We start from the raw sequence: 25,686 nt of genomic DNA, 5'->3' as shown, positions 1-25,686 counted from the left end.
CGCGGATCAAGTCCGCGCGTGACGTGGGTAGTAGGGCTGGGAGACGTCATGGCCACCAAGGATTTCGAATCGGTCAAAGCGATGGTGACGGCCCTGCAGCCGAGCTATCCGGTCTATTGCCTGCGGCCCGAGGTCATCGCCGAGACGGCGAAGCGCTTCCTCGATCTCTTCCCCGGCCGCGTGCTCTACGCCGTCAAATGCAACCCGCATCCGGAAGTCCTGAAGGCGCTCTATCACGCCGGCATCCGGCATTTCGACACCGCCTCGCTGCCCGAGATCGCCCAGGTGCGCGAGAGCTTCGGCGACGCCGCCTGCTATTTCATGCATCCGGTGAAGGGCAGGGCGGTGATCAACACCTCGGCCCGGGTCTACGAGATCGACACTTTCGTGATCGACCACATGGACGAGTTGGAGAAGATCCTGAAGGAGACCGGCGGCGCCGAAGGCCTGACAATCTATGTCCGCATCAAGACGCCACCGGCCGAAGGCACGCTCTATCACCTTGCGGCGAAATTCGGCGCTGGCGTCGCGGAAGCTGCAGCCATGCTGAAAGAGGCGCAGTCGCGCGGCTGCCAGGTCGGCGTCGCCTTCCATGTCGGCTCGCAATGCCTGACACCGGGCGCCTATTCGACCGCTCTGCAGCTGGTCGGCGAGGTGCTCGATCAGGCCAAGGTGCAGATCGCCGGCCTGGATGTCGGCGGTGGATTTCCGGCCGCCTATCTCGGCACCAACATGCCGCCGCTCGAGGACTTCGTCGCGGAGATCGAGGATGGCGTGAAGAAGCTGGGGCTTCGTCGTGACTGTGTCCTCATGTGCGAGCCCGGCCGCGCCCTCGTGGCGCACGCGATCTCGGTCGTGACCCAGGTGCAGCTCCGCAAAGGCGACCAGCTCTACATCAACGACGGCATCTACGGCTCGTTGTCGGAGACGGTGGATGCGGGCCTGCGCCTGCCCGCGCGCCTGGTGCGGATCGGCGAGGATTCCCGCGCGCCCAGCCGCGACTTCACCCTGAACGGCCCGACCTGCGATTCCCTGGACGTGCTGCCGCATCCGTTCTCCTTGCCGGAAGACGTCCGCGAGGGCGACTGGATCGAGATCGACCGGGTCGGCGCCTATTCCAACGCGCTCGCCACCCGCTTCAACGGCTTTCACCCCGAGACCATGGTGACGGTCCACGACCGGGCGATCATTCCCTCGCTTTGACCGCAACCTGTCATCGAACCGCCCTTGCCAACCTGCTGGAAGTGCTTAATTGTTGCATTGCAACATGAAGCGAGGTGGCGATGGATAGAGGGATGCTGCAGCCCCGGGTCGGCTCCATCACGGCGGTTTCGCCCGGCGGCTTTCACGAGGTCTTCTACACCGACTGGGGCGATCCGGCGGCGCAGCGCGTGGTCGTCTGCGCGCACGGCCTGACGCGGAACGGCCGCGACTTCGATGCGCTTGCGGCGAGCCTTGCGATCACCTTGCCGGCCCGCGTGATCTGCCCGGACGTGGCCGGGCGCGGGTGCTCGCAATGGCTCAGCGACCCGCTGCACTACGCCTACCCGCAATACATCGCCGACATGACCGCGCTGCTGACACAGCTCGGCATAACGCGGGTGGACTGGATCGGAACCTCGATGGGCGGGTTGATCGGGATGTTCTTGGCGGCCTCGCCCACCTCGCCGATCCGCTCGCTGGTGCTGAACGATGTCGGCCCGGTGCTGTCGCGCGCTGCGCTGGAGCGCATTGCCGGATATGTCGGCACCGACGCGCGGTTCGACAATCTCACCGAGCTCGAGGCGCATCTCCGCCGCATCCACGCGCCCTTCGGGCCGCTCACGGATCGCGAGTGGCAGCACCTGGTCCAACATGGCCATCGTTACAACGCGGATGGCAGCTACGGCCTGGCCTACGATCCCCGGATCGCGGTCAACGTGAAGCTTGCAGTCCAGGATTGGGACTTCTGGCCGGTCTGGGACACGGTCGCCTGTTCAGCGTTGGTGCTGCGCGGGGCGCAATCCGACCTGCTCAGCGCCGAGACCGCCGCCGCCATGTCTGCACGCGGGCCCAAGGCCGCGCTCGCCAGCTTCGATGGAATCGGCCATGCTCCGGCCTTGATGAGCAGCGACCAGATCGAGACCGTCACGCAATGGCTGGCACGGCAACCCTAAGGGCCATCATCGAGAAGCTGCCACCGTTCCGGCCGCGGCTGCCCTGGCTCGGCGGCGATCTCCAGACCGTGCGCAACTTCCTGATGAAGCCGAAGCCGCCGATCGAGAACTGGCCCGGCCAGCCGATCAGCTTCGACATGGCGGACGGCACCGGCGACCGCCTGCACGGCGTGCTGCACCGTCCGGCGGAAGACAAGCGCCGGCCGCTCATGCTGCTGGTTCACGGCATCGGCGGCTCGCTTGAGAGCGCCTATATCCGCAACAGCAGCGTGCATCTGCTGCGCGCCGGCTATCCGGTGTTGCGCCTCAACCTGCGCGGCGCCGGCGAGGCGCCGGGCTCGACCAAGCAGTTCTATCACGCCGGCCGCACCGAGGATCTGAAGCAGGTGATCGGCAGCCTGGACGGCGGCCTCGCGGCGCAGGGCGTGGTGCCGGTCGGCTTCTCGCTCGGTGGCAATCTGGTGCTGAAGTATCTCGCCGAATGCGGCGCGCTGGCGCCGGTGCTGGCGGCGATCACTATCTCGGCCTCGATCGATCTCGACGCCGCGCAGCGCCGCATTGCCGAGGCCCGGAACCGCATCTACCACCGCGAGATCCTGAAATGGGTGATGAGCGAACGCGAAGCCCGCAACCTCCCGCGCGAGATTCGGACCCTGCTCGATTTCGACAATCATTTTGTGGCGCCCGCCAACGGCTTCAAGGATGCCCGGGACTACTATCGCCATTCATCGGCGGCGCCGCGGCTGGGCGCGATCCGCCGCCCGACCTTGCTGATCCACGCCCAGGATGACCCCTGGATTCCGGCCGCGAGCTATCGCGACCTCGCGCCCAACCCGAGCCTCATCCCGCTGATCCCGCGTTCCGGCGGCCATGTCGGCTTCCACGCCGTCGGGTCGGACGTGCCTTGGCACGACTTGGCGCTGACGCAGTTCATCGGCGCCCTGAGCTAGCACCCGAATTCATCATCGCCCGGAACGCGCCAGCCAAGGGCCGGTTGGCGTAGCATGAAAGCGCTGCGCCTTCCCTTCGCCGCAGGCGCGCTTAGCGGTTGCGGCTTCGTCGCGGTTCTGCTGTTCCTCGACGTGGGCGGACTCGGGACGCTGATCGCGCATGATCAAGCCCTGCCGCTCTTGATGCTGCTGCTTGCTTTTGCCGCTTTGTTCGGCCTGGCGGTCGCAATCTCAAGCCTCACCTTTGCTGAACAGCCGCGCGGCCATCCGCTCCGCCTGGTCAGAGCCGCTTCAGCAGCGCGCAGGCCTCTACGGCCGAGTAGGTGAGGATGCCGTCGGCGCCGGCGCGCTTGAAGCACATCAGTGTCTCCAGCACGCATTTGTCGTTGTCGAGCCAGCCGTTGGCGGCGGCCGCCTTCAGCATCGCGTATTCGCCGGAGACCTGATAGGCGAAGGTCGGTATCTTGAACGCCTGCTTCATCCGCCAGAGCACGTCGAGATAGGGCAGGCCGGGCTTCACCATCAGCATGTCGGCGCCCTCGGCGACATCGAGCGCGGCCTCGCGCATCGCCTCGTCGCCATTGGCCGGGTCCATCTGGTAGGTTCGCTTGTCGGCGCGGCCGAGCGCGGACTTCGATCCCACTGCGTCGCGGAACGGCCCGTAGAAATTGGACGCGTATTTCGCCGAATAGGCCATGATCTTCACATGGCTGTAGCCGGCCGCATCCAGCGCATCGCGGATCCGGCCGATGCGCCCGTCCATCATGTCCGAAGGCCCGACCACATCGACGCCGGATTCAGCGAGCGCCAGGCTCTGCTTGATCAGCACTTCGATGGTCTCGTCGTTGAGGATCCGCCCGCCGCGCTCCAGTCCGTCCTGGCCATGCGTGATATAGGGATCGAGCGCCACGTCGGACATGATGCCGATCTCCGGCACCGCCTGCTTGATCGCGCGGATCGCCTTGTCGATCACGTTGCCCTTGCGATAGGCCTCGCGCGCATCGTCGGTCTTCTTCTCCTTCGGCACATAGGGGAAGAGCGAGAGCATCGGGATGCCGAGCTTGGCCGCCTGCTCGGCCGCCTTCACCAGCGCCGGCACGGTCAGCCGGTTGACGCCGGGCAGCGATGGCACCGGTTCCTTGGCGGCACCGCCTTCCTTGACGAAGACCGGCCAGATGAAATCGGCGGGGGTCAGCACCTGCTCGGCGGTGAGGCGCCGCACCCAGTCGTCGCTGCGGTTCCGGCGCATACGGACGCGCGGATACTGCCCGAAGTGCTGGCGCGAATGCTTGGAATTGTCGGGCATGGTGCGGGCAGGCGCGTTGTTCTTGCTGAGGCCGGGGATACTAAGCCGCTTGACCCGGATCAACAACAGCGCCGAACGGGCGGAATGTCGCGGTTCTCAGTCGAACACCGGCGCCACATCGATCGGCCGCGACTGCGCCGGCCGCACCCCGACGCGCCAGAAAATCCAGCCACCGAGCGCGCCGAATGGGATGAGGACGATGCTGATGAAGAGCGCGGCGGACCGATTGGACGGCCCCTCGAGATCATCCCAGGAGACAGCTTCCGGTGCGGTGGCGCCGGTCAACCAATCGACCCCGGCGTCGGCCAGGAAAGCGGCAAAGGGCAGGGTAAAGGCCAGCAGCACGCCCAGCAGCAGGCAATCGCCCCGGCGGAGGGCGCCGCGCATCCAAGCCAGGACCAGCAGGAAGACCGTGCCGGCCAGCATCGACCAGACCTCGGCGGCGGCGAGGATGCCGCCGAAGACGGTGATAATCCCGATCGGCAGAGTTCCGACCCACATCTTGATCAGCAGAAATCCCAAGATGAAAGGCGGGAGCGGCGCGAATCCGAGCGCGAGGAACAGCCGCATCTTCGACAGATCGCGCCAAAGCCGCTGGTTGGGCCGCTGCTGCTCCAATAGCACTGTGCTGTCCACGTCGGTCCCCGCAGGTTGGCCTGCCGCCACTATAAACGGAAAAGTGGCAGCGTTATGGCCCGTTGCCTCAATCGAACACCGGTGCGCTCGCCAAATCCTTCGGTCGCGCGGGCCGAACGCCGACCCGCCAGAACAGCCAGCCGGAAAGCAGGCCGACCGGGGTGAGCGAGAGGCCGAACAGAATCATGGCGAGCGCACCGCCCAATAGCCCCATGTCCGTCGGGATTCCGTCCGGGACGACACCGAACGCAAGGCTGAAGCCTATGCCGTAGACCGGGTAGACACAGGTGAGCAGCATGCCGAGCAGAAAGCAGTCCGTGCGCGCAACGCTGCGGCGGCGCCGGCTGAAGGCGAATAGATAGAGAAAGCCAAGCGCGAGAAACCAGAACTCCGTGGCGATCAGCGCCACCGGCAGCGCGCCCACAAGTTCCGCACCGCGCATTGCGAAGGCTGTGTAGGCGAGGTTGGCCAGGGTCCATGGCGCCCCAGCCGCGAGCAGCCCGCAGGCCAGGCGTCGCTTGCTCAGGTCCTGCCAACGCCGGTGCAAGAGTGTGTCGGGTGTGTCGGTGCGTGCGATTGCGGCAATCAACCGTCGTCGCGCCACCCGCCAGAACAACCATCCGCCGAGCAGACCGAAGGGCAGTCCCGCCACGCCCATGGTGACCAGGGGTTGGAGGCCGACGCTCCGGAATGTCGCCGCGACCGAGTGCGCCTCCGAAGATATGGCTTGCTGGATCAGCCCCGAAACCGCAATCGAGGCCGCGGGCAGCAGGAATCCGAGGAGCAAGCCCAAGGCAAGGCATTCAACCAGACGAAGATCGCCTCTGCGCAGCCAGACAACTGCGATTCCACCGATCAGCCAGATTCCGACCGCGCCCAGGCAGACCACGCCCACGCCCCACAAGAGATGCGCCGCGTCGACGTTCAGCGCCGAGGCAACCATCGGCACCGCTGTCGGCACGGCTGCGAGGATGATGCCGCCGAGTATTCGCCCGCGAAGGGGACCGCCGTTGGCTGACACCTCGGCCGAAACCGGCAGCTCGGCGGGCCTATCCGGGTGCACGGTCATTTCACCATCCCCGCCAGCTTCTTCGGCGCGGTCAGCGCGTAGCTCCGCCGCAGCAGCGCCGCGACCTCCTTCCAATCCGGCTTCGCATCGAGCCGCATGCCGACCCAGCCCTTATGCCCGACATAGGGCGGGCGGAAGAAAGTCTCCGGCTCGGCGCCGATCAGCACGGCTTGGCTACCCGGCGGCGCCTTGAACCAGACCGAGACGCGACCATCGCCGCGCTTCTCCATGGCGAAGATCTTGCCCTTCACCCGGAAGGTCGGATCACCCCAGGCTTCTTTCTCCGCGGCTTCGGGGAGGGCAAGGCAGATCTTGCGCAGGCGGTTGGTGACGGCGGCGGTCATGCGACCGCAGATAGCATTATTCGGCGGCGACTGGAACGGCGTCGGCGCCCTGCTGGTGCGCCGCATAGCGCCGCGCCAGCAGGGCGCAGACCATGAGCTGCATCTGGTGGAAGATCATGATCGGCAGCAGCACCACGCCGACGGTCGAGGCGCCGAACAGCACAGTCGCCATCGGGATCCCGGCGGCGAGCGACTTCTTCGAGCCGCAGAACACCACGACGATCTCGTCGGCGCGGCGGAAGCCCAAGAGCCGGCTGCCGAAGCTGGTGACGACCAGCACCAGGCCGAGCAGCATTGCGTTGACCAGTACCAGCTCGCCCAGCTGGAGGAGCGGGAAGAGGTGCCAGATGCCCTCGGCCACCGCCGCGCCGAAGGCGCTGTAGACTGCGAGCAGGATCGAGCCGCGATCGACCACGGCCAGGATCTTGCTGTGCCGCGCGGCCCAGCCGCCGATCCAGGGCCGAAGCAGCTGGCCGGCGAGGAAGGGCAGCAGCAACTGCGCCACGATGTTCAAGGCGGAATCGAGCCCGTCGGCGCTCCCGGTCTTGTGCAGCAGCAGCCCGACCAGCAGCGGCGTCAGCAGGATGCCGAGGAGATTGGACGCGGTCGCGGCGCAGACCGCCGCCGGGACGTTGCCGCGGGCGATCGAGGTGAAGGCGATCGAGGACTGCACTGTGGAGGAGAGGGTGCAGACGAACAGCACGCCGGTCCAGAGCGCCGGCGCCAGGAGGTCGGGGAAGGCGGCCTCGAGCAGCAGCCCGATCATCGGGAACAGCAGGAAGGTGCTGGCCAGCACGGCGCCATGCAGCTTCGGCTGGCGGAGGCCGCCGATCACCGCTTCCCGCGAGAGCCGCGCGCCGTGCAGGAAGAACAACAGGCCGATCGCGATGTTGCTGGCCCAGCCGACGATCTCGGCCGCTCCGCCGCTGGCGGGGAGAAAGCTCGCCAGGGCGACGGTCGCGAGCAAGGCGAGGATGAAGCGGTCGGGCAGGAAGCGGGTCATGGCGCGAGGTCCGGGTTATGGGGTCGCGGTAAATCTGGCCCCGCAGCTAGCCATCGTGAAGACCGCTGGCTACGTTGACTGTCATCGGGTAATCCGATAACCAGAATGGATGCTCCACCCGCACTGGCTCCGCACCTTCCTGATCGCGGCGGCGGCCTCGAGCTTCAGCGAGACTGCCCGGCGCCTCAGCTTCACCCAATCGACGGTGAGCGAGCATGTGCGCCAGCTCGAGGCCGCGCTCGGCCGCCGGCTGTTCGTCCGCGACACCCATTCGTTGGCCCTCACGCCGGACGGCGAGACCCTGCTGGTCCATGCCCGGCTGATCCTCGAGGCGCATCAAGCCGCCGAGGCGCAGTTCACCGGCCCGAAGCTGCGCGGCCGGGTGCGCTTCGGCACCTCGGACGACCTGGTTCAGGGGCCGCTGCCGGATATCCTCGCCGCCTTCCGCCGCCGCCATCCGGATGTCGATCTCGACATCACCATCGGCTTCACGGACGCGCTCTACCGCGAGCTCGACGCCGGCAAGCTCGACATCATCACCGGCAAGCGCCGGCCTGGCGAGGAGCGAGGCCACGCTTTGCACCGTGAGGCCCTGGTCTGGCTCGCGCAGGCCGGCGCCAGGTTCGATGCCGATCGCCCGCTGCCGCTGATCCTGCTGGCGGAGCCGAGCGTCACCCGCAAGGAGGCGCTGAACGCCCTGGGCGAGGCGGGGCACCGCTGGCAGGTGGTTTGCAGCAGCGGCAGCTATGCCGCCTGCAGTGCCGCCGCCCGCGCCGGTCTCGGCATCACCGTGCAGCCGGCGCACTTACCGACAGCGGGCCTGGCGCTGCCGCGCGTGGCCGCGCCGCTGCCGGCGCTGCCGGACGTGCAATACGTCGCCGTGGCCGCCCGCAAGCTGACGGCCCCGGCGCAGACCTTGCTGCAGATCCTGAAGGAGACGCGGATCGGCTAGTGCGCGCGCTGCTGCAAGGCGAGCCGCACGCCCAGTCCGATCAGCACCGTGCCCAGCGCCCGGTCGAGCCAGAGGCCGATCCGCGGGTTGCGCCGCAGCGCTTCGGTAAAGCGCGCGGCAATGAGCACGATCACCGCCTCGACCGCGAGGCCGACGGCGATGACCAGCGCACCGTGCAGCACCAACTGCAACGGGATGTGGCCCAAGGCCTGGTCGGCGAACTGCGGCAGGAAGGCCATGAAGAAGACGGCAACCTTCGGGTTGAGCACATCGATCATGAAGCCCTGCCGGAAGATCGCAGAACTGGAACGGGGCTTTCGCAGCCTGCCGTCGATCGCGAAACCGGAACCCGCGGTCATCAGCGCATGGATCCCAAGATAGATGAGATAGGCGGCGCCGACCCATTTCACCACCGAGAAGGCGAGGGCGGAGGCGGCGAGGATCGCCGACAGACCGAAGGCAGCGGCCAGCACATGCACGATCGCCCCGGAGCAGACCCCGAACGAGGCCGCGAAGCCGTGCCGCTTCCCCTGCGCGACCGTGTTCGAAACGATATAGGCGATATCCGGCCCCGGCGAGAGGTTGAGCGCCAAGGCCGCGGTGAAGAAGACGATCCAGTGGTTGAGGTCGTACATCGGTGCCATTCGATTCCGGTTCGGCCGATGATGGCACGACCTCACGCGGGACCGAAAGTGCTCAAGCGCCGGGGTCTCGGCTCAGTCGAACACGCCGGACAGATCCCGCATCGCCGTATCCGCCGGGCGCACGGCGATGCGCCAGAACAGCCAGCCGCCGAGCAGGCCGAAGGGCAGGGTGAACAGGCCGGCAAAGGCGTAGGTCTTGAGGTGCGCCCAATCCACGAGCGGGAAGCGCCCCTGCAGCAGGAGGGTGCCCACGATGTCGTAGACCAGCGGCATAAGGAAGCTGCTGGCGCAGCCGAGCAGGAGACATTCGTGCCACGCAATCTGGTTGCGCAACCGACTCACGGTCCGCAGATAGGTCAATCCGCAGATCACCGACCAGGCGATCGGGGCCAGCATCGAAAGCGTCAGGTCCTGCCAGCCGACACCGCTGCCCTCGAATGCGTTGACCAGATGGACGCCCAGCGTCATGAGCGTGGCGCCCAGCAGCGGCGCTACGGCGAGTGCCAGCAGGACGCGTCCCAGCGGCAAGTCGGCGGTGCGGGGGCCGATCGGCACCGGTTCGTCCACCGGGATAACGGGGAGCATCGTGGTGTGGTCGTGCATCCTCCATCGATGGCGGAGGATTGCGGCCTAATCCGGGCGCGGTTGGGGAGTTGTTGTGCCGCTTCTGCCGGCAGGCGTCACAAAAGTCGGAGCAAGAAAAAGGGCGCGCCGGAGGATCCAGCGCGCCCCTTGTAGAAAAAGTTGACGCCTACTCCGCCGCCTTCTTCGCGTCGGTGGCCTTGTCCAGCGCCTGGCGAAGATCGCCGAGGATGTCGTCGATATGCTCCAGGCCAACCGACAGCCGCACATAGGAGTCGCTGACGCCGGTCTTCAGTTGCTCTTCCGGCGAAAGCTGCGAATGCGTGGTGCTCGCCGGATGGATCGCCAGGCTGCGCGCATCGCCGATATTGGCGACGTGGTAGAACATCTCCAAGGCGTCGATGAACTTCCGGCCGGCCGCCGCGCCGCCCTTGATCTCGAAGCCGACCAGGCCGCCGAGGCCGCCCTTCAGATAGGCCTGCGCCCGGCGCTTCTCCTCGCCCTCCATCTGGCTGGGGTGGATCACTTTGGTGACCGAGGGATGGCTGTTCAGGAAATCGGCCACCGCCTGCGCGTTGCGGCAATGCTCGCGCATACGGAGCGGCAGGGTCTCGAGACCCTGGATGAACTGGAAGGCGTTGAACGGGCTCATCGCGGCGCCGAGGTCGCGCAGTAGGGTGACCCGCGCCTTGATGATATAGGCGACCGGCCCGATCGGCTTCACCGCCTGGGTCCAGACCGCGCCGTGATAGCTGGGATCCGGCTGGTTGAGTCCCGGGAAGCGCTCGGCGTGCTTTTCCCAGTCGAAGTTGCCGCCGTCGATCAGCGCGCCGCCGATCGAGGTGCCGTGGCCGCCGATATACTTGGTGGTCGAATAGACGATGACCGCCGCGCCATGCTCGAACGGCTTGCAAATGATCGGCGCCGCGGTGTTGTCCATGATCAGCGGCACGCCGAGCTTGCGGCCGATATCGGCGACTTCCTTGATCGGGAAGACGCGCAGCTTCGGGTTGGGCAGGGTCTCGGCGTAATAGGCGCGGGTCTTGGCGTCGGTCGCACGCGCGAAGGCTTCAGGGTCCTTCGGATCGACGAAGCGGGCCTCGATCCCCATTTCCTTGAAGGTGTTGGCGAAGAGGTTCCAGGTGCCGCCGTAGAGATCGGTCGAGGCGACGAAATTGTCGCCGGCCCGGGCGATGTTCTGGATCGAGAAGGCGCTGGCCGCCTGGCCGGAGGCGAGGGCGAGGGCGGCCGCACCGCCTTCGATCGCCGCCAGGCGCTGCTCCAGCACGTCCTGGGTCGGGTTCATGATCCGGGTGTAGATGTTCCCGAATTCCTTGAGGCCGAACAGGTTCGCAGCATGCTCGGTGCTGTTGAACTGATACGAGGTGGTTTGGTAGATCGGCACCGCGACCGCGTTGGTGGCGGCATCGCGCCGGTGGCCGGCGTGAAGGACGATGGTCTCGGGGTTTTTGCTCTTCGCGGTCATGTCGGGGCTCCCTTATCGAAGGTCGATTTCAATGGGGTCGGACTATTTTTGATGGGCCGGGCGAGATCAAGTGATCTTCGTCACCCGGCCGGGGCTCCAGCGGCTGTTGGGTCATCCAAGCATGAAATCGCGCCCTTCCCAACGCCTTTCGCCGGAAACGGCAAAGACTTGTCAAAACGGTCGAAATCGTGCCAATCAGGCCCGCCAATTCCGGCCTGCCGCCCCATCCGCTGTCAACACAGATCCCCTTATGCCCAGCACGCCCCATGTCGAGTTTTCCTTGCGCGCCGGTACCGGCGAAATCCGCCTCAACCGGCCGGAGGAGCTGAACGCGCTTTCGCTGGAGATGATCGAGGCGATCGACGGCCAGCTCGCCGCATGGGCGACCGACCCCAAGGTCACCGGCATCCTGATCGGCAAGGCCGGGACCGGCGATGCCTTCTGCGCCGGGGTGGACCAGCGCGCGCTCTACGAAGCGCTGCAGTCGGGCGACCGGGAATACGGCGCGCGGGTCTATCGCCGCTTCTACCAGCTGCTCTATCGGATCGCGACCTACAAGAAGCCGACCGTCGCCGTGATGGACGGCATCACCATGGGCGGCGGCGTGGCGCTGGGCGCGCATTGCCGGATCCGCGTCGGCACGCGCAACTGCTACCTCGCCTTCGCCGACTGCAAGGTCGGCTACTTCCCCGATGGCGGCGCTGCCTTCTTCTACAATAAATGCCCCGGCGAGATCGGCATGTTCCTGGCGCTGACCGGCGTCGCTTTGCGGGCGCGCGGCTTGTTCCACGCCGGACTGCTCACCCATATGGTGCCTGAGGACCGCGTCTCGCTGATCACGCCGCTCCTGATCAACGATCTCTCGATCCCGCCGCCGGTCTCGACGCTGTCAGACATCGAGCCGCATGTGAACCAGGTCTTCGGCCTCGGCAGCGTCGCCGAGATCAAGGGCGTGCTGGCGGCGCGCGGCGGCGAGTGGGCCAAGGGCACCGCCGAGCAGCTGCGTCCGCAATCGCCGACCAGCCTGGCGCTGACCTACCGCCATCTGCGCACCTCCAAGGGGAAGCCGCTCGAGGAGGTGCTGAAGGCCGACTACCGTCTGAGCCAGCACCTGATCGACGGGCACGACTTCCGGGAGGGGATCCGGGCCTTCGTCATCGACCGCGATGAGAAGCCGGTCTGGCAGCCCGCCGAGCAGCGCGAAGTCACGGAAGCCGCGCTGGACGCGCTGTTTGCGCCGCTGGATCGCGCAATGGAATGGTCGCCTGCGGCCTAGGAGGCAATTTTCTTGCCAGGGCCCAGGCTTAGCGAATTGCTCGCCATGCGCGGCGAATCATTTTATGCTCTTTTTCCGGCAGGTTAGGCGGAATTCCTGCGAAATTAACCCTTTTTTTAGGACGATCGCCTAGTTTCGGCGCTTATTCGCAGTTTTCTGCCGATTCGAAGTTTCGGGGGCTCAAGGTGAAAAAGGCATATCTGGACACGATCGCGCTCATCGAGCGGCTGCACCGCGAGTGTCTCGAAGTCATCAAGGCTGACCTCGACCGCCAGGGGATCCGCGACTTGAACAACGTTCAGGCGATGATCCTGTTCAACATCGGCTCCGACGTGCTCTCGGTCGGCGAACTGACCAACCGCGGCTACTACCTCGGCTCCAACGTCTCCTACAACGTCAAGAAGATGGTCGAGAACGGCTATCTGGTGCAGGAGCGTTCGCCGCATGACCGCCGCGCGGTCCATGTGAAGCTCTCGGAGAAGGCGCTCAAGGTTGTCGAGCGCATGCACGAGATGTATGACCGGCACCTTAAGAACATGACCGCGGAAGTCGCCAACGAAGGCGATCTCGACGGCGTTAACGGAACCCTGCGCAAGCTGGAGCGCTTCTGGGCCACCAGCATGGACTACCGCTAGTCAAACCGTCATGGCCGGGCTTGACCCGGCCATCTCGCGCCCCAAGGAACCAGATGCCCGGGTCAAGCCCGGGCATGACGATTCAAGAGGCTAACGATACCCCGTCGTATCCGCGGGCTTCCCGGCTTCCTGCACTTCCACCAGATAGCGCCAGCAATCCGGCCGTGACCCATCGAGGTCGGTGAAGCCGTAGACCTGCGCCAGTTGCCCGCTGGAGAGCGACTGCCCGTTCCAGCGCTTGCGGTCAGGATCGGCGGCAAGCGCCGCGATCGCGCGGCCGGTGAAGCGGGGCGTCTCCGAGATCGCGAAATGCGGCTGGTCCTTCGTCGCGTCGCGCCAGTTCGCTTCCGTGACGTTGAAGTGCCCGAGCATCATCTCCGACCGCATCCAGCCGGGCGTGATCGCGACTGCCATGGCGCCGTGTTTCTCCAGGTCCTTGGCGTGGTCCCAGGCCATGCGGATCGCCGCATTCTTGGCCAGATCGTAGAACACCGAGAGGCGGTAATGGGTCGCGTTGTATTCCGCTGTGCCGTCGGTGACTTCGACCATCAGCCCGCCCGGCTGCTGGATCAGCAGCGGCAGCGCGTGATGCGCGGTGATGAGATGGGTGTCGATGGCGAGGCGGAGCAGGCGCAGGCCGTTCTCCAGATTGTGCTCCCAGACCGCCTTGTTCCACTCGAACAGATTCTCGCCGCCCCAGACATCGTTGACCAGGATGTCCAGCCGGCCCTGTTCGCTCTTGATCCGAGCGACCAGCGCCTCGACTTCGCTCGGGTTTAGGTGATCAGTCCGCACGGCGATCCCCTGGCCGCCGAGGCTGGTGACGAGCTCCGCCGTGTCCTCGATGGTCTCCGGTCTTCGGTATTCCGATTGCTGGCTGCGTGTGGTGCGGCCGGTGACATAGACCGTGGCCCCGGCGGCGCCGAGTTCCGCCGCGATTCCGCGCCCGCCGCCGCGCGTGGCGCCGGCGACCAGCGCGATCCTTCCTGCAAGAGACGACATGGCGAATCCTCCCTCCAGTGAAATGGGGCGGACTTGTAGCAGGGCGCTGGGAGAGCGGCGACGTAAAATTGTTCCAAGCCGCTTCGAAGATTCCTAGAGCTTGAGCCGCACCACGACGCCCGAGGTGTCTTCCAGGTTGCGCTCGATGCGGAAGCCCAGTTCCTCGCAGAGCTTCAGCATGGTGGTGTTCTCGCTCAGCACATGGCCGATGATCTCGCCCAGCCCCCGGCTCTTCGCATATTCGATGATCCGCTTCATCAGCAGCATGCCGAGACCCTTGCCGGTCAGGTCGTCCTGCACCACGACCGCATACTCGCCGTGCTCGTTGTTGGGATCGGAGATCAGGCGCACGGCGGCGTAGATCGGCGACCTGCCGGCTGGGCCGGGCTCGGTCAGCACCAGGGCCATCTCGCGGTCATAGTCGATCTGGGTGAGACGAGCGGCATCGCGGTGGGTCAGTGCCTTCAGCGGCGCGAAGAAGCGCAGCCGGATCGCGCGGGGAGAGAGGCGGCCGATCAGCGCCTGCACCTCCGGCTCGTCCTCGGGCAGGATCGGCCGGATCATGAAGGGGCGGCCGCTCGCGTCCGCGACCATACCCTCGAGCCGGCGCGGATAGGGGCGGATCGCCAGCCGCGGCACGCCCTTGGCCGGTCGCACCTTCATCCTGGCGTCGAGCGCGATAACGCCGTGCTGGTCGGCGAGCAGCGGGTTGATGTCGAGCTCCACGATCTCCGGCACATCGACGATCAGCTGCGAAAGCTTGACCAGGGTGAGCGCGATGGCGTCGATGTCCGCCCGCGGCCGGTCGCGATAGCCGGTCAGCAGCCGGTAGACCCGGGTCATCTTCATCAGCTCATGGGCGAGCTTGATGTTGAGCGGCGGCAGCGCGAGGGCGCTGTCGGCGAGGCGTTCGACCGCGACCCCGCCATGGCCGAACAGCAGCACCGGGCCGAATTGCGCATCTTCGGTCATGCCGAGGATGAGCTCGATCGAGTCGGTCTTGCGGATCATCGGCTCGATGCTGACGCCAAGGATCCGCGCTTCGGGCCTGAGCTTCTTCGCCCGGGCGATGATCGCCTCGGCGGCCCGCTCGACCGCATCGGCTCCGTCGAGGCCGAGCGCCACGCCGCCGATATCCGACTTGTGGGTGATGTCCGGCGAGAGGATTTTCACCGCGAAGGGCCCGGACCGCATCGCCGCGGCCGCCCTGGCTTCGGCCGGTGTCGATGCCCTGGCTGCCTCGGTGGTCGGGATGTGATAGGCGCCGAGGATCGCCTGCGCCTCCGGGCCGGTCAGCATCTCGCGCCGTTCGGCGAGCGCGCCGTCGATGATCTTGCGGACCGGCTCCATCTCGACCTGGAACGAGGTCGGCATCGAGGGCGGGGTCTCCATCAGCATCTCGCGGTTGCGCCTATACTCGGCCACGTGGCCGAAGGCGCGCACCGCCGCTTCCGGGGTCTCGTAGGTGGGGATGCCGGCGGCGGAGAAATGCCGCCGCGCCTCGGCCGCGGTTGCCTCGCCGATCCAGCTGGTCAGGACGCAGAGCCGGCTGCCTTCAACCGCGCCGATCACGGCATCGGCCGCGGCGACCGGATCGGCGATCGCGGTCGGGCAGTTGAGGGCAAGCAGCGCATCCACATTGGGATCGTCGCGCAGGATTCCGGCCGCCGCCGCAAACCGTTCGGGCGGGGCATCGCCGATGATGTCGACCGGGTTGCCGTGCGACCAGCCGGCCGGCAGCACGCCACTCAGCTTATCCAGCGTTGCCGGCGCAAGCTCGGCGAGCTCGCCGCCGGCATCGATCAGCGTGTCGGTGGCGAGAATGCCCATGCCGCCGCCGTTGGTCATGATCGCCAACCGTCCCCCGGCCGGGATCCGCGACAGCGCCAGGGTCTGCGCCGCGGCGAACAGCTCGTCGAGCTGATAGACCCGCAGCATGCCGGCGCGGCGAAAGGCGGCGTCATAGACCGCGTCGGCGCCGGCCAGCGCGCCGGTATGCGAAGCGACCGCCTTGGCGGCTTCCGAATGGCGTCCGGCTTTGATGGCGATGACCGGCTTCACGCGCGCGGCGCGCCTTGCCGCCGACATGAACTTCCGCGCATGGGTGACCGCCTCGACATACATGAGGATCGCGGTGGTGCCGGGGTCGTCGGCGAGATAGTCGAGCATGTCGCCGAAATCGACGTCGATCAGCTCGCCCATGGAAACGAGATGGGAAAAGCCGATGCCGCGCGGCTGCGCCCAGTCGATCACCGAGGTCAGGATCGCGCCCGACTGCGACAGGAAGGCGAGGCCGCCCGCTTCCGGCATCAGATGCGCGAAGGCCGCATTGACGCCCAGCCCCGGGATGATCAACCCAAGGCAGTTCGGCCCGAGCAGGCGCATGGTGTTCGTCCTGGCGGCGTCGAGCATGCGCTGCTTCATGCCGGCATCCAGGCCGGCCGTGATGATGACCGCTCCCTTCACGCCCTTGGTCGCAAGTTCCTCGACAATGCCGGGCACGGTATCGGCGGGAGTCGCGATCACCGCGAGGTCGGGTGTTTCCGGGAGAGCCGCGATATTCGGATAAACTTGTGCATCGCCGAGGCGACGATGCTTCGGGTTGACCGGAAAGAGGCGGCCGGAGAAGCCGGAGCCGGTCAGGTTGCGCCAGGTCTTTTCCCCCATGCGGCCGGGCCGGTCGCTGGCGCCGATCAATGCGATCGACTGCGGTTGAAGCAGGTGCGTCAGGTTCCGTGTGCTCATCCTAATCTCTCTCGTTAACCGCGTGGAAAGACATTACCGGCAAAAGTTGACGGGAATAATCTTGACCTCGGGATGCGGACCAACTCCATGGGAATTAAAGCAAAACTGTCCGGCTTCAAAGTGCGGACCTGGCTCATCGCGGGCTTCGGCCTGATGGCGGCCATTCTGGTCGTGATCGTCGCGGTCAGCCTCAAGCAGATCCAGGACAACGGCGCGATGACTGGCGAGATGGTGGCCGAGCGCCTGCCGAGCACAATGACGGGCGACCGCCTGGTCGCCAATGTCCAGGCTTCGACCGCCGCCTTGCGCGACTGGATGATCAGCGACAATGCCGTGTTCAAGGGCGCGCGCCTCGACATCTGGAAGGCCATCGACGCCGACGTGGCTGGCCTCGACGCGTTGGCGGCGGGGTGGGACGCACAGCAAGACAAGGAAGACTGGCAGCAGGTGAAGACGCTGCTGGAGACGCTGCGCAATGCCCAGCAAGAGACCGAGACCATCGCGCACAGCACCCTGGAGCAGCCGGCGCTCACCCTGCTGGAGAAGAATGCGAAGTCGGCCGAGGCGCAGATGAACGGCGGTCTCGTCGCCATGGCCAACGAGGAGCGGACCCAGCCCAGCACCGACGAGCGCAAGGAATTGCTGCTCACCATCGCCGATCTGCGGCAGGGCTTCGCGCTCAGCATGGCGAATATCCGCGCCTATGCCCTGACCGGCGATGACTCCTTCACCTCCGGTTTCAAGAAGAACTGGGCGATCACCACCACGCGGATGGCCAAGCTCGAGAAGGACCAGGCGCTGTTCACCAGCGGCCAGAAGGTCACCTTCGGCATGCTGCAGAAGCAGATGGGTATCATCTCCCCGATCCTGCCGCAGGTGCAGGACATCCGCAGCGGCGACGACTGGAACGCGGCCCAGTCCAAGCTCAACAAGGAAGTGACGCCGACCTTCGAGGCCATTCTCGATCTGCTCGCCGGCAAGCCGGGTGAGGACGGCCAGCGCCATGGCGGCCTGGTCGAGCGCCAGGCGGATTCGCTGAAGACCAGCGGCAACCAGATCATTGACGCCTCCAAGCTGCTGATGCTGGTGATGGGGGCGCTCGGCATCGGCGGCATCGTGCTGGCGGCGGTCATCGCTGTCATCGTGATCCGCGCGCTGACCAGGCCGATCTCGCGCCTGACCGCGGCGATGGGCAGTCTCTCGGGCGGCGATCTCGAGGTCGTCGTGCCGGACGCGCATTTGAAGAACGAGATGGGCGCCATGGCCCGGGCGCTGGAGGTGTTCAAGACCAGCATGATCCAGGCCCGCGCGCTCGATGCGCAGCAGAAAGAGGAGCAGGCGGCGCGCGAGGCGCGCGCGGAACGCGTGACGGAAATCACCGGCCGCTTCGACGAAGCGGTCTCCGGCATCCTGAAGGACGTCTCCGACGCGGTCGGCAAGATGCGGACCACGGCGGAATCAATGACCGAAACCGCGAGCGGCGCCGCCGAGCGGGCGCAGACCGTGGCCAAGGCCTCCAACGCCGCGACCGTCAACGTCCAGGCCGTGGCCGGCGCCAGCGAGGAATTGGCGGCCTCGGTGCAGGAGATCGGGCGCCAGCTGGAGAACAGCACCAAGATCGCCGGCGAGGCGACCGAGCAGGCGAAGTCGACCAACAAGCTGGTCGAGAGCCTGGCCGCCGCGACCGAGAAGATCGGCACCGTGGTGCGGCTCATCAACGACATCGCCGAGCAGACCAACCTGCTGGCGCTCAACGCCACGATCGAGGCGGCGCGGGCGGGCGATGCCGGCCGCGGCTTCGCGGTGGTCGCGTCTGAAGTGAAGACCTTGGCCAACCAGACCGCCAAGGCGACCGAGGAGATCGGCGCGCATATCTCGGCCGTGCAGTCGGTGACCGGCGAATCCGTGGCGGCGATCCGCTCGATCGTCGAGACCATCGACAAGATCAACGACATCACGTCCCAGGTTTCCGCCGCCGTGGTCCAGCAGAGCGCCGCGACCCAGGAAATCGCCCGCAGCGTCCAGGAGGCGGCGCAGGGCACCGCCTCGGTGGACGAGAACATCACCGGTGTCACGCATGCCGCGGACCTGACCGGCGCTGCGGCCTCGGAAGTGCGCGGCGCGGCCGATGGCTTGGCCGAACGCTCCCAGGCCCTGCGCGGCGAGGTGGAGAGCTTCCTCGAAGCGGTGCGGGTGGCATAGCGCCGCCGCCGGGACTCCCATCCCGGCGGTTCGACCGGGCACGTGCCGTCGCGCCCGCCCTTGACGAATCGGCCTCCCGCCGCCATCTGAGCCGCACACCCGGTCCGGGCCCCTCTGGCGCAGCCTGTCGGCAGCTGCGCGATGTCGGATCGTTAACGCGCGTCCGCCGACGATCGAATGGGACGACGGGGACCGATGGAGACCGTGGCGCTCGACCTTGCTGCCATCACCGCCAGGGTGCTGGACGGCAGCGCGTTCAAAGGCAGTCTCGTGACCGAGCCCGTGCTGGGTCAGCCGGTTTGGATGTGGCTAGGCTTCATCGGGATCGTGCTGGCGCTCCTCGCCTTCGATCTCGGCGCGCTGCATCGCAAGGTCCATGAGGTCGGAATCCGCGAGAGCCTCTTGATGAGTGGGCTCTACATCGGGCTGGGGCTCGCCTTCGGAGCCTGGGTTTGGTGGTATCTGGGCGCCGCTTCCGGCATGGCTTACATCACCGGCTTCGCGGTGGAGAAGGCGCTGGCGATGGACAATGTCTTCGTCATCGCCATGATCTTCGCCTATTTCTCGGTGCCGCGGCTCTACCAGCACCGCGTGCTGTTCTGGGGCATTCTCGGCGTCATCGTGCTGCGTGCGATCATGATCGGTCTCGGCGCCGGGATCATCGCGCAGGCCGAGTGGGTTCTCTACATCTTCGCCGCCTTCCTCATCGCGACCGGCATCAAGATGGCCATGACGGTCGATAAACAGTATGATGTCGGCTCCAATCCGGCCTTGCGCTGGGTGCGCCGGCGTTTCAACGTGACGGAGCAGCTGCACGGCGAGCGCTTCTTCGTTCGCCAGGCCGACGGCAAGGGCCGCCATCGCTGGTTTGTGACGCCCCTCTTCCTGGCGCTGGTGATGATCGAGTTCGCCGACCTGGTCTTCGCGGTGGATTCGGTGCCGGCGATCTTCGCCATCACCACCGATCCCTTCGTGGTCTATACTTCGAACATCTTCGCGATCCTCGGTTTGAGGGCGCTCTACTTCGCGCTAGCCGCCATGGCGGACCGGTTCCATTACTTGAAATACGCGCTGGCCGCGATCTTGGTGTTCATCGGCTCGAAGATCTTCGTTGCCGACATGCTGGACTTGGCCAAGATCCCGCCGGTAGTCTCGCTCGCCATTACCTTCGGCCTGCTTGCGGCCGGCGTCGGTGCCTCCCTCTGGAAGTCCCGGGGTGCGGCGAGCCAGCCGGTCCGGTAGTATCGTCCGTCTTCCGACGCCCCGAGCTCTCTGGCATGCAGATACTCGCCTTCACCCTTGACGTCGCCGCCGCCGCCGCAGCCTGCCTCGCCTCAATGCTGTGGTACCGCGCCTCCGGCCGAACGCTCCGGCGCATTTCGCGCTCGGAAGAGATCGACGCGGCCGACCTCAACCGCATCGTCACGGCGGTCAACCGGAGTCAGTTGCTCAACGCCCGCGCGGCCCTGGCAGCGACAGTCGCCGCGGCGTTGGCGGCGCTGCGCTTCGCCCTTGCCGCCCTGTCGGAGTAGGGCGGGGTGATCGGCGGCCTTGTCCGTGCCGGTCCTATGCCCCGGTGAAGGCCTGCAAACCGGTCTGCGCGCGCCCCAAGATCAGCGCGTGGATGTCGTGCGTGCCCTCGTAGGTGTTCACGGCTTCCAGATTCATCACATGGCGGATGACGTGGAACTCGTCGCTGACGCCGTTGCCGCCGTGCATGTCGCGGGCCGTCCGCGCGATGTCGAGGGCCTTGCCGCAGGAATTGCGCTTTATCAGCGAGATCATCTCCGGCGCGGCGCGGCCCTCGTCCTTCAACCGGCCGACCCGCAAACAAGCCTGCAGCCCCAGCGTGATCTCGGTCTGCATGTCGGCGAGCTTCTTCTGGATGAGCTGGTTGGCGGCGAGCGGCCGGCCGAACTGCTTGCGGTCCAGCGTGTAGCTGCGCGCCTGGTGCCAGCAGAACTCGGCGGCGCCCAAAGCGCCCCAGGCGATGCCGTAGCGCGCATTGTTGAGGCAACCGAACGGACCCTTGAGGCCTGAGACATTCGGCAGCAGATTGGCTTCGGGCACCTCGACATTCTGCATCACGATCTCGCCGGTGACCGAGGCGCGGAGCGAGAACTTGCCTTCGATCTTCGGCGTCGAGAAGCCCTGCATGCCGCGCTCGAGGATGAAGCCGCGGATGACGCCGTCCTCGGTCTTGGCCCAGACCACCGCGATGTCGGCGATCGGCGAATTCGTGATCCACATCTTGGCGCCATTCAGCACATAGCCGCCGGCGGTCTTCTTCGCCGTGGTCTTCATGCTGCCGGGATCGGAGCCGTGGTCCGGCTCGGTCAGGCCGAAGCAGCCGACGATCTCGCCGGTGGCGAGGCGGGGCAGGTATTTCTGCCGTTGCTCCTCGGTGCCGTAGGCGTGGATCGGGTGCATAACCAGGCTCGACTGCACCGACATCGCCGAGCGATAGCCCGAATCGACGCGCTCGATCTCGCGCGCCACCAGGCCATAGGAGGTGTAGTTGGTGCCGGCGCAGCCATAGCCGTCGATCGTGGAACCGAGCAAGCCAAGCTCGCCCAGCTCGTTCATGATCTCGCGGTCGAATTTCTCATGCCGGTTGGCGAGGAGCACGCGCGGCATCAGCTTGTCTTGGGCATAGCCGCGCGCGGTGTCGCGCACCAGCCGTTCCTCTTCGCTGAGCTGCTCGTCCAGCAGCAAGGCGTCATCCCAGGTGAACTCGGGCTTGGAACTGTGGCGGGCGGAACTCATCTCACTCTCCTCAACAGGCGATCGATGCTAGAATTCATCTTGGGACCGATTTCATCCCAGGGCGGGAATGCCAGGGTCAATGGCTGACGAAGAAGGGTATATCATCGAGTTTCACCGCGTTGGCAATGCGGTGAAAGTGACCGCCATGGACCCGGCAACCCTGACCGAAGTATCGATCGTCGGAGCACTTGGCGTCGGCGACGCGGAACTCACGCGCCTGGCGGTCCGCAAGCTGGAATATGTGCTCGCCAAACGCGGGACCAATCCCGGGAACAGGTAAGGAACGCAATCCTTGGGGTGCAATATCTCTTGTTCCTACAAGGGGCTTGAGCTAGGTTCCGCGAAACAACGACAGCGCGGATCGGGCCGAACCATCGGCCGGCCAGCGAAGGTCGAGAGCGGGGAATGCTGAGCGTCGCACAGTGGAGCCCGGTTCCAGCGGAACCGGGAAAGACAATCATTCAGGTCTGGACGTCCTGCCAAATTCGGAAGGCAGGCAGGGGAGCGCGGGGAAACCATGTCGCGGGACCCATCCGCTTTGCTTCGGCATAATCCGGCAGGCGAGTTCACATGGATTGGTTTCCGTATTTTCTGCAGCAGGTCATCAACGGGCTCACGCTCGGCTCGGTCTACGGCCTGATCGCCATCGGCTATACGATGGTCTACGGCATCATCGGCATGATCAACTTCGCCCACGGCGACGTCTATATGATCGGCGCCTTCCAGGGGATGATCATGCTGCTGGTCTGCGGCGCGCTGGGGATCACCTGGGTGCCGGCGATTCTGCTGCTGATGCTGGTCGTCTCCGTCGTGCTCACCGCCGCCTATGGCTGGACGGTGGAGCGTATCGCCTATCGGCCGCTGCGCGGATCGAGTCGCCTGGCGCCGCTGATTTCCGCGATCGGCATGTCGGTGCTGCTGCAGAACTACGTGCAGCTGCTGCAAGGCCCGCGCCCGAAGCCGGTCGAGCCGATCATCCGCGGCGGCTTCGAGGTGATCAGCGCCGAGACCGCGGGCTTCACGGTGCAGCTCGGCTATCTGCAGATCGTCATCATCTGCGTCACCGTGGTGATGATGGGCGCCGTCGCCTTCGCTATCGGCAACACCTCGCTCGGCCGCCAGCAGCGTGCCTGCGAGCAGGACATGAAGATGGCCTCGCTCTTGGGCGTGAACGTCGACCGCACCATCTCGCTGACCTTCGTCATGGGCGCGGCCCTTGCCGCCGTCGCCGGCATGATGGTGACGCTCTACTACGGCAACAACGACTTCTTCATGGGCTTCGTGGCCGGCATCAAGGCCTTCACCGCGGCGGTGCTGGGTGGCATCGGCTCGCTCCCGGGTGCGATGCTGGGCGGCATCCTGATCGGCCTCATCGAGGCGCTGTGGTCGGCTTATTTCACTTCCGAGTACAAGGATGTGGCGGCCTTCTCGATCCTGGTGCTGGTGCTCATCTTCCGTCCCACCGGCCTGCTCGGGCGTCCTGAAGTGGAGAAGGTCTGACCATGGCCGACGTTGCTGTGCGCGGCGCAATGCCGACCAAGAAGGCTCCGTCGCCCGTGATCGAGGCGGCGCGCGAGGCCTCGATCACCGTCGTCCTGGTCTTCCTGCTCTCGATCTACATGGTCGGCTTCAAGACCCAGGCGGAGCAGGGCCAGCCCCTGAGCTTCGTTACCCAGTTCTCCGACGTGATCTGGGCCTGCATCCTGGTGCCGGTCGGCCGGTTCCTGATTGCGCTCAACCGGCTCGGAAAGTCGCAGCCCGCGCTGATCGGCGGCGCCATCGGCTTCATCTACCTGTCCGTTCTGGGTGCGACCGGCCTGTTCGAGCCGGCGGAGAACCCCAGCCTGGATGCGATCTACACCAGCCTGCCGTTCCCCTACGAGCAGCCGATGGTGAACGTGATCTTCGGCCTCGGCGCCGCCTTCATCTTCGGCACAGCGATCTCCAGCCGGCGCGCCTTGCGCCACGGCGCGATGACGGTCGCCGCGCGCGAGGCCCGCGAGGAACGTCGCGCGCACTGGGCGCGCCGCATGTCCGGCATTCTCGGCCCTGCGCTGATCATCATCGCGATCGTTCTTCCGGGGCTGATCTACATCTCCCCCTGGTCGAACAACACCCGCCAGGTGGTGGAGACGCTGATCCTGATCCTCACCTACGTGATGCTGGGCTGGGGCCTGAACATCGTCGTCGGTCTCGCCGGGCTGCTGGATCTCGGCTACGTCGCCTTCTATGCCGTCGGTGCCTATACCTACGCCAAGTTCAGCATCGATTTCGGCTTCGGCTTCTGGGAATGCCTGCCGATCGCCGGCCTGCTCGCCGCGACCTTCGGCGTGGTGCTCGGCTTCCCGGTGCTCAGGCTGCGCGGCGATTATCTGGCGATCGTGACGCTCGGCTTCGGCGAGATGATCCGCATCGTGCTGATCAACTGGCAGGTATTCACCGGTGGTCCGAACGGCTTGGGCAATCTCTCGAAGATCACCTTCTTCGGCCTGCCGTTCGACCGCAAGGCGCCGGAAGGGCAGGACACCTTCGCCACCTTCTTCAACCTCGACTTCAGCACTATCCACCGGTCGATCTTTCTCTACTACGTGATCCTGGTGCTGGCGCTGATCACCAACTTCGTCACCATCCGCTTGCGCAAGCTGCCGATCGGCCGCGCCTGGGAAGCCCTGCGCGAGGACGAGACCGCCTGCCGCGCGCTCGGCATCAACCCGACCAACACCAAGCTCACCGCCTTCGCGATCGGCGCGATGTTCGCCGGCTTCGCCGGCTCGTTCTTCGCGACCCGCCAGGGCTTCGTCAGCCCGGAGAGCTTCGTCTTCATCGAATCCGCGCAGATCCTGGCGATCGTCGTCTTGGGCGGCATGGGCAGCCAGGTCGGCGTGGCGCTGGCGGCGATCCTGCTCGTGGGGCTTCCCGAGGTGATGCGCGAGCTCTCGCTCTACCGCATGCTGTTCTACGGAATGTGCATGGTGATGATCATGCTGCTGCGGCCGCGCGGCCTGCTCGCACACCGCGAGCCGACGATCGCGCTCGACCCGAAGCACGCGCCCTCGGCGACCGGCGCCACCGCGCGCGGGGTGAAGTCATGACCGCGGTTCCGGCCCAGCCCGATCACCCGACCGATTCCAGCGTCCTGCTGGAGGTCGAGCATCTCACCATGCGCTTCGGCGGCCTGGTCGCGGTCGAGGACGTGAACTTCACCGCCCGTCGTGGCCAGATCACCGGCGTGATCGGCCCGAACGGCGCCGGCAAGACGACGCTGTTCAACTGCATCACCGGTTTCTACAAGCCTTCGACCGGCCGCATCACCCTGCACCGGACCGACGGCGCGCCGCCTTACCTGCTGGAGCAGATGGACGGGTTCCGGATCGGGCAGCGCGCCCGGGTCGCGCGCACCTTCCAGAACATCCGCCTCTTCCCCGGCATGTCGGCGCTGGAGAACCTGATCGTCGCCCAGCACAACAAGCTGATGAAGGCCTCGGGCCTCACCATTCTCGGCCTGTTCGGCGCCCCCGGCTATCGGCGCGCCGAGGCCGAGGCGAAGGACCTCGCGGTGCAGTGGCTGGAGCGGGTCGGGCTGCTGAGCCTGGCCGACCAGCCGGCGGGCAGCCTGCCTTACGGCGGCCAGCGCCGCCTGGAGATCGCGCGCGCGATGTGCACCGATCCGGTCCTGCTCTGCCTGGACGAGCCGGCCGCCGGTCTCAACCCGCGCGAATCCGCCGAGCTCAACGAGCTCCTGCTGGAGATCCGCGACCGCACCGGTATCGGCCTGCTGCTGATCGAGCACGACATGAGCGTCGTGATGGGAATTTCCAACCACATCGTGGTGCTGGATTACGGGCGCAAGATCGCCGACGGCACGCCGGCGGAGATCAAGCAGGACCCGGCCGTGATCCGCGCCTATCTCGGCGAAGAAGAGAAAGACTAGC

The 25,686-nt window shown here is 66.2% G+C and carries 25 protein-coding genes; 14 read left to right on the top strand and 11 right to left on the bottom strand.

The window, feature by feature from the left end; translation table 11 throughout:
- Positions 1-48 precede the first annotated feature (48 nt).
- The 4 genes from ACYQ4T_RS23945 to ACYQ4T_RS23930 all read left to right on the top strand — a co-directional run bounded on the left by ACYQ4T_RS23945 (position 49) and on the right by ACYQ4T_RS23930 (position 3,433).
- The gene (locus ACYQ4T_RS23945; protein WP_459859119.1) at positions 49-1,203 is read left to right on the top strand and encodes a type III PLP-dependent enzyme; all 1,155 of its coding nucleotides are present in this window, start codon (positions 49-51) and stop codon (positions 1,201-1,203) included.
- A 92-nt stretch (positions 1,204-1,295) separates the two neighbouring features.
- Positions 1,296-2,156 carry an alpha/beta fold hydrolase gene (locus ACYQ4T_RS23940; RefSeq protein ID WP_459859118.1) on the top strand — a complete coding sequence of 287 codons (861 nt, stop codon included), beginning with the start codon at positions 1,296-1,298 and terminating at the stop codon, positions 2,154-2,156.
- Positions 2,135-3,106 (top strand): YheT family hydrolase, encoded by a 972-nt coding sequence (locus tag ACYQ4T_RS23935; RefSeq protein WP_459859117.1) that lies wholly within the window; start codon positions 2,135-2,137, stop codon positions 3,104-3,106. The genes ACYQ4T_RS23940 and ACYQ4T_RS23935 overlap by 22 nt, the downstream gene beginning before the upstream one ends.
- Before the next feature lie 54 nt (positions 3,107-3,160).
- On the top strand, positions 3,161-3,433 hold the full coding sequence (locus ACYQ4T_RS23930) for a hypothetical protein (protein ID WP_459859116.1): 273 nt from the start codon (positions 3,161-3,163) through the stop codon (positions 3,431-3,433).
- Here ACYQ4T_RS23930 and hemB read toward each other — a convergent pair.
- From hemB to ACYQ4T_RS23905, 5 genes are all read right to left on the bottom strand, one after another.
- Complete coding sequence (hemB, locus tag ACYQ4T_RS23925) at positions 3,387-4,475, bottom strand: porphobilinogen synthase (protein ID WP_459859115.1); 1,089 nt, start codon at positions 4,473-4,475, stop codon at positions 3,387-3,389. The two genes, ACYQ4T_RS23930 and hemB, sit on opposite strands and share 47 nt — an antisense overlap.
- 33 nt (positions 4,476-4,508) lie before the next feature.
- Complete coding sequence (locus ACYQ4T_RS23920) at positions 4,509-5,048, bottom strand: hypothetical protein (protein ID WP_459859114.1); 540 nt, start codon at positions 5,046-5,048, stop codon at positions 4,509-4,511.
- A 67-nt stretch (positions 5,049-5,115) separates the two neighbouring features.
- On the bottom strand, positions 5,116-6,117 hold the full coding sequence (locus ACYQ4T_RS23915) for a hypothetical protein (protein ID WP_459859113.1): 1,002 nt from the start codon (positions 6,115-6,117) through the stop codon (positions 5,116-5,118).
- On the bottom strand, positions 6,114-6,461 hold the full coding sequence (locus ACYQ4T_RS23910) for an MmcQ/YjbR family DNA-binding protein (protein WP_459859112.1): 348 nt from the start codon (positions 6,459-6,461) through the stop codon (positions 6,114-6,116). The genes ACYQ4T_RS23915 and ACYQ4T_RS23910 overlap by 4 nt, the downstream gene beginning before the upstream one ends.
- A 16-nt stretch (positions 6,462-6,477) precedes the next feature.
- Positions 6,478-7,464, bottom strand: a complete 987-nt coding sequence (locus ACYQ4T_RS23905) for a bile acid:sodium symporter family protein (protein ID WP_459859111.1) — start codon at positions 7,462-7,464, stop codon at positions 6,478-6,480.
- A gap of 109 nt (positions 7,465-7,573) precedes the next feature.
- Here ACYQ4T_RS23905 and ACYQ4T_RS23900 point away from each other — a divergent pair, with 109 nt between their 5' ends.
- Entirely contained in the window at positions 7,574-8,416 is an 843-nt protein-coding gene (locus ACYQ4T_RS23900) for a LysR family transcriptional regulator (RefSeq protein WP_459859110.1), read from the top strand.
- Here the strand turns inward: ACYQ4T_RS23900 and ACYQ4T_RS23895 are convergent.
- The 3 genes from ACYQ4T_RS23895 to ACYQ4T_RS23885 all read right to left on the bottom strand — a co-directional run bounded on the left by ACYQ4T_RS23895 (position 8,413) and on the right by ACYQ4T_RS23885 (position 11,128).
- Positions 8,413-9,060: a LysE family translocator gene (locus ACYQ4T_RS23895; protein ID WP_459859109.1), complete on the bottom strand. Its 648-nt coding sequence runs from the start codon at positions 9,058-9,060 to the stop codon at positions 8,413-8,415. The genes ACYQ4T_RS23900 and ACYQ4T_RS23895 overlap by 4 nt on opposite strands.
- 72 nt (positions 9,061-9,132) lie before the next feature.
- Positions 9,133-9,645: a hypothetical protein gene (locus tag ACYQ4T_RS23890; RefSeq protein WP_459859108.1), complete on the bottom strand. Its 513-nt coding sequence runs from the start codon at positions 9,643-9,645 to the stop codon at positions 9,133-9,135.
- 166 nt (positions 9,646-9,811) lie between these two features.
- Positions 9,812-11,128: an O-acetylhomoserine aminocarboxypropyltransferase/cysteine synthase family protein gene (locus ACYQ4T_RS23885; protein WP_459859107.1), complete on the bottom strand. Its 1,317-nt coding sequence runs from the start codon at positions 11,126-11,128 to the stop codon at positions 9,812-9,814.
- 250 nt (positions 11,129-11,378) lie between these two features.
- Between ACYQ4T_RS23885 and ACYQ4T_RS23880 the strand changes: the two genes are divergently transcribed.
- Entirely contained in the window at positions 11,379-12,404 is a 1,026-nt protein-coding gene (locus tag ACYQ4T_RS23880) for an enoyl-CoA hydratase/isomerase family protein (RefSeq protein ID WP_459859106.1), read from the top strand.
- A 185-nt stretch (positions 12,405-12,589) separates the two neighbouring features.
- Positions 12,590-13,039 carry a MarR family winged helix-turn-helix transcriptional regulator gene (locus tag ACYQ4T_RS23875; RefSeq protein WP_379955721.1) on the top strand — a complete coding sequence of 150 codons (450 nt, stop codon included), beginning with the start codon at positions 12,590-12,592 and terminating at the stop codon, positions 13,037-13,039.
- A 90-nt stretch (positions 13,040-13,129) separates the two neighbouring features.
- On the opposite strand, the gene ACYQ4T_RS23870 is transcribed toward ACYQ4T_RS23875, so the two are convergent.
- Both ACYQ4T_RS23870 and ACYQ4T_RS23865 read right to left on the bottom strand, forming a co-directional pair.
- Positions 13,130-14,041, bottom strand: coding sequence for an SDR family oxidoreductase (locus ACYQ4T_RS23870; RefSeq protein WP_459859105.1), 912 nt, complete (start codon positions 14,039-14,041; stop codon positions 13,130-13,132).
- Positions 14,042-14,134: 93 nt separating this feature from the next.
- On the bottom strand, positions 14,135-16,786 hold the full coding sequence (locus ACYQ4T_RS23865; RefSeq protein ID WP_459859104.1) for a bifunctional acetate--CoA ligase family protein/GNAT family N-acetyltransferase: 2,652 nt from the start codon (positions 16,784-16,786) through the stop codon (positions 14,135-14,137).
- An 87-nt stretch (positions 16,787-16,873) separates the two neighbouring features.
- Here ACYQ4T_RS23865 and ACYQ4T_RS23860 point away from each other — a divergent pair, with 87 nt between their 5' ends.
- The 3 genes from ACYQ4T_RS23860 (at position 16,874) to ACYQ4T_RS23850 (ending at position 20,520) form a co-directional block, all read left to right on the top strand.
- Positions 16,874-18,988, top strand: a complete 2,115-nt coding sequence (locus ACYQ4T_RS23860; RefSeq protein ID WP_459859103.1) for a HAMP domain-containing methyl-accepting chemotaxis protein — start codon at positions 16,874-16,876, stop codon at positions 18,986-18,988.
- Between the two features lie 177 nt (positions 18,989-19,165).
- Entirely contained in the window at positions 19,166-20,230 is a 1,065-nt protein-coding gene (locus ACYQ4T_RS23855) for a TerC family protein (RefSeq protein ID WP_459859102.1), read from the top strand.
- Between the two features lie 35 nt (positions 20,231-20,265).
- Positions 20,266-20,520 (top strand): hypothetical protein, encoded by a 255-nt coding sequence (locus ACYQ4T_RS23850; RefSeq protein WP_459859101.1) that lies wholly within the window; start codon positions 20,266-20,268, stop codon positions 20,518-20,520.
- Between the two features lie 34 nt (positions 20,521-20,554).
- Here ACYQ4T_RS23850 and ACYQ4T_RS23845 read toward each other — a convergent pair whose 3' ends face one another.
- Entirely contained in the window at positions 20,555-21,754 is a 1,200-nt protein-coding gene (locus ACYQ4T_RS23845) for an acyl-CoA dehydrogenase (RefSeq protein ID WP_459859100.1), read from the bottom strand.
- 79 nt (positions 21,755-21,833) lie between these two features.
- Here ACYQ4T_RS23845 and ACYQ4T_RS23840 point away from each other — a divergent pair, with 79 nt between their 5' ends.
- From ACYQ4T_RS23840 to ACYQ4T_RS23825, 4 genes are all read left to right on the top strand, one after another.
- Positions 21,834-22,034, top strand: a complete 201-nt coding sequence (locus ACYQ4T_RS23840; RefSeq protein WP_459859099.1) for a DUF6898 family protein — start codon at positions 21,834-21,836, stop codon at positions 22,032-22,034.
- 290 nt (positions 22,035-22,324) lie between these two features.
- Positions 22,325-23,254, top strand: coding sequence for an ABC transporter permease subunit (locus ACYQ4T_RS23835; protein ID WP_459859098.1), 930 nt, complete (start codon positions 22,325-22,327; stop codon positions 23,252-23,254).
- A 2-nt stretch (positions 23,255-23,256) separates the two neighbouring features.
- Positions 23,257-24,846 carry a high-affinity branched-chain amino acid ABC transporter permease LivM gene (livM, locus tag ACYQ4T_RS23830; RefSeq protein WP_459859097.1) on the top strand — a complete coding sequence of 530 codons (1,590 nt, stop codon included), beginning with the start codon at positions 23,257-23,259 and terminating at the stop codon, positions 24,844-24,846.
- Positions 24,843-25,685: an ABC transporter ATP-binding protein gene (locus ACYQ4T_RS23825; protein ID WP_459859096.1), complete on the top strand. Its 843-nt coding sequence runs from the start codon at positions 24,843-24,845 to the stop codon at positions 25,683-25,685. Before livM ends, ACYQ4T_RS23825 begins: the two co-directional genes overlap by 4 nt.
- The last annotated feature ends 1 nt before the right edge of the window (position 25,686 follow it).

This window comes from Dongia sp. agr-C8 (assembly GCF_054658695.1).
The sequence above is the reverse complement of the archived record's forward strand: the minus strand, read 5'-3'. Positions and strand labels throughout refer to the sequence as shown.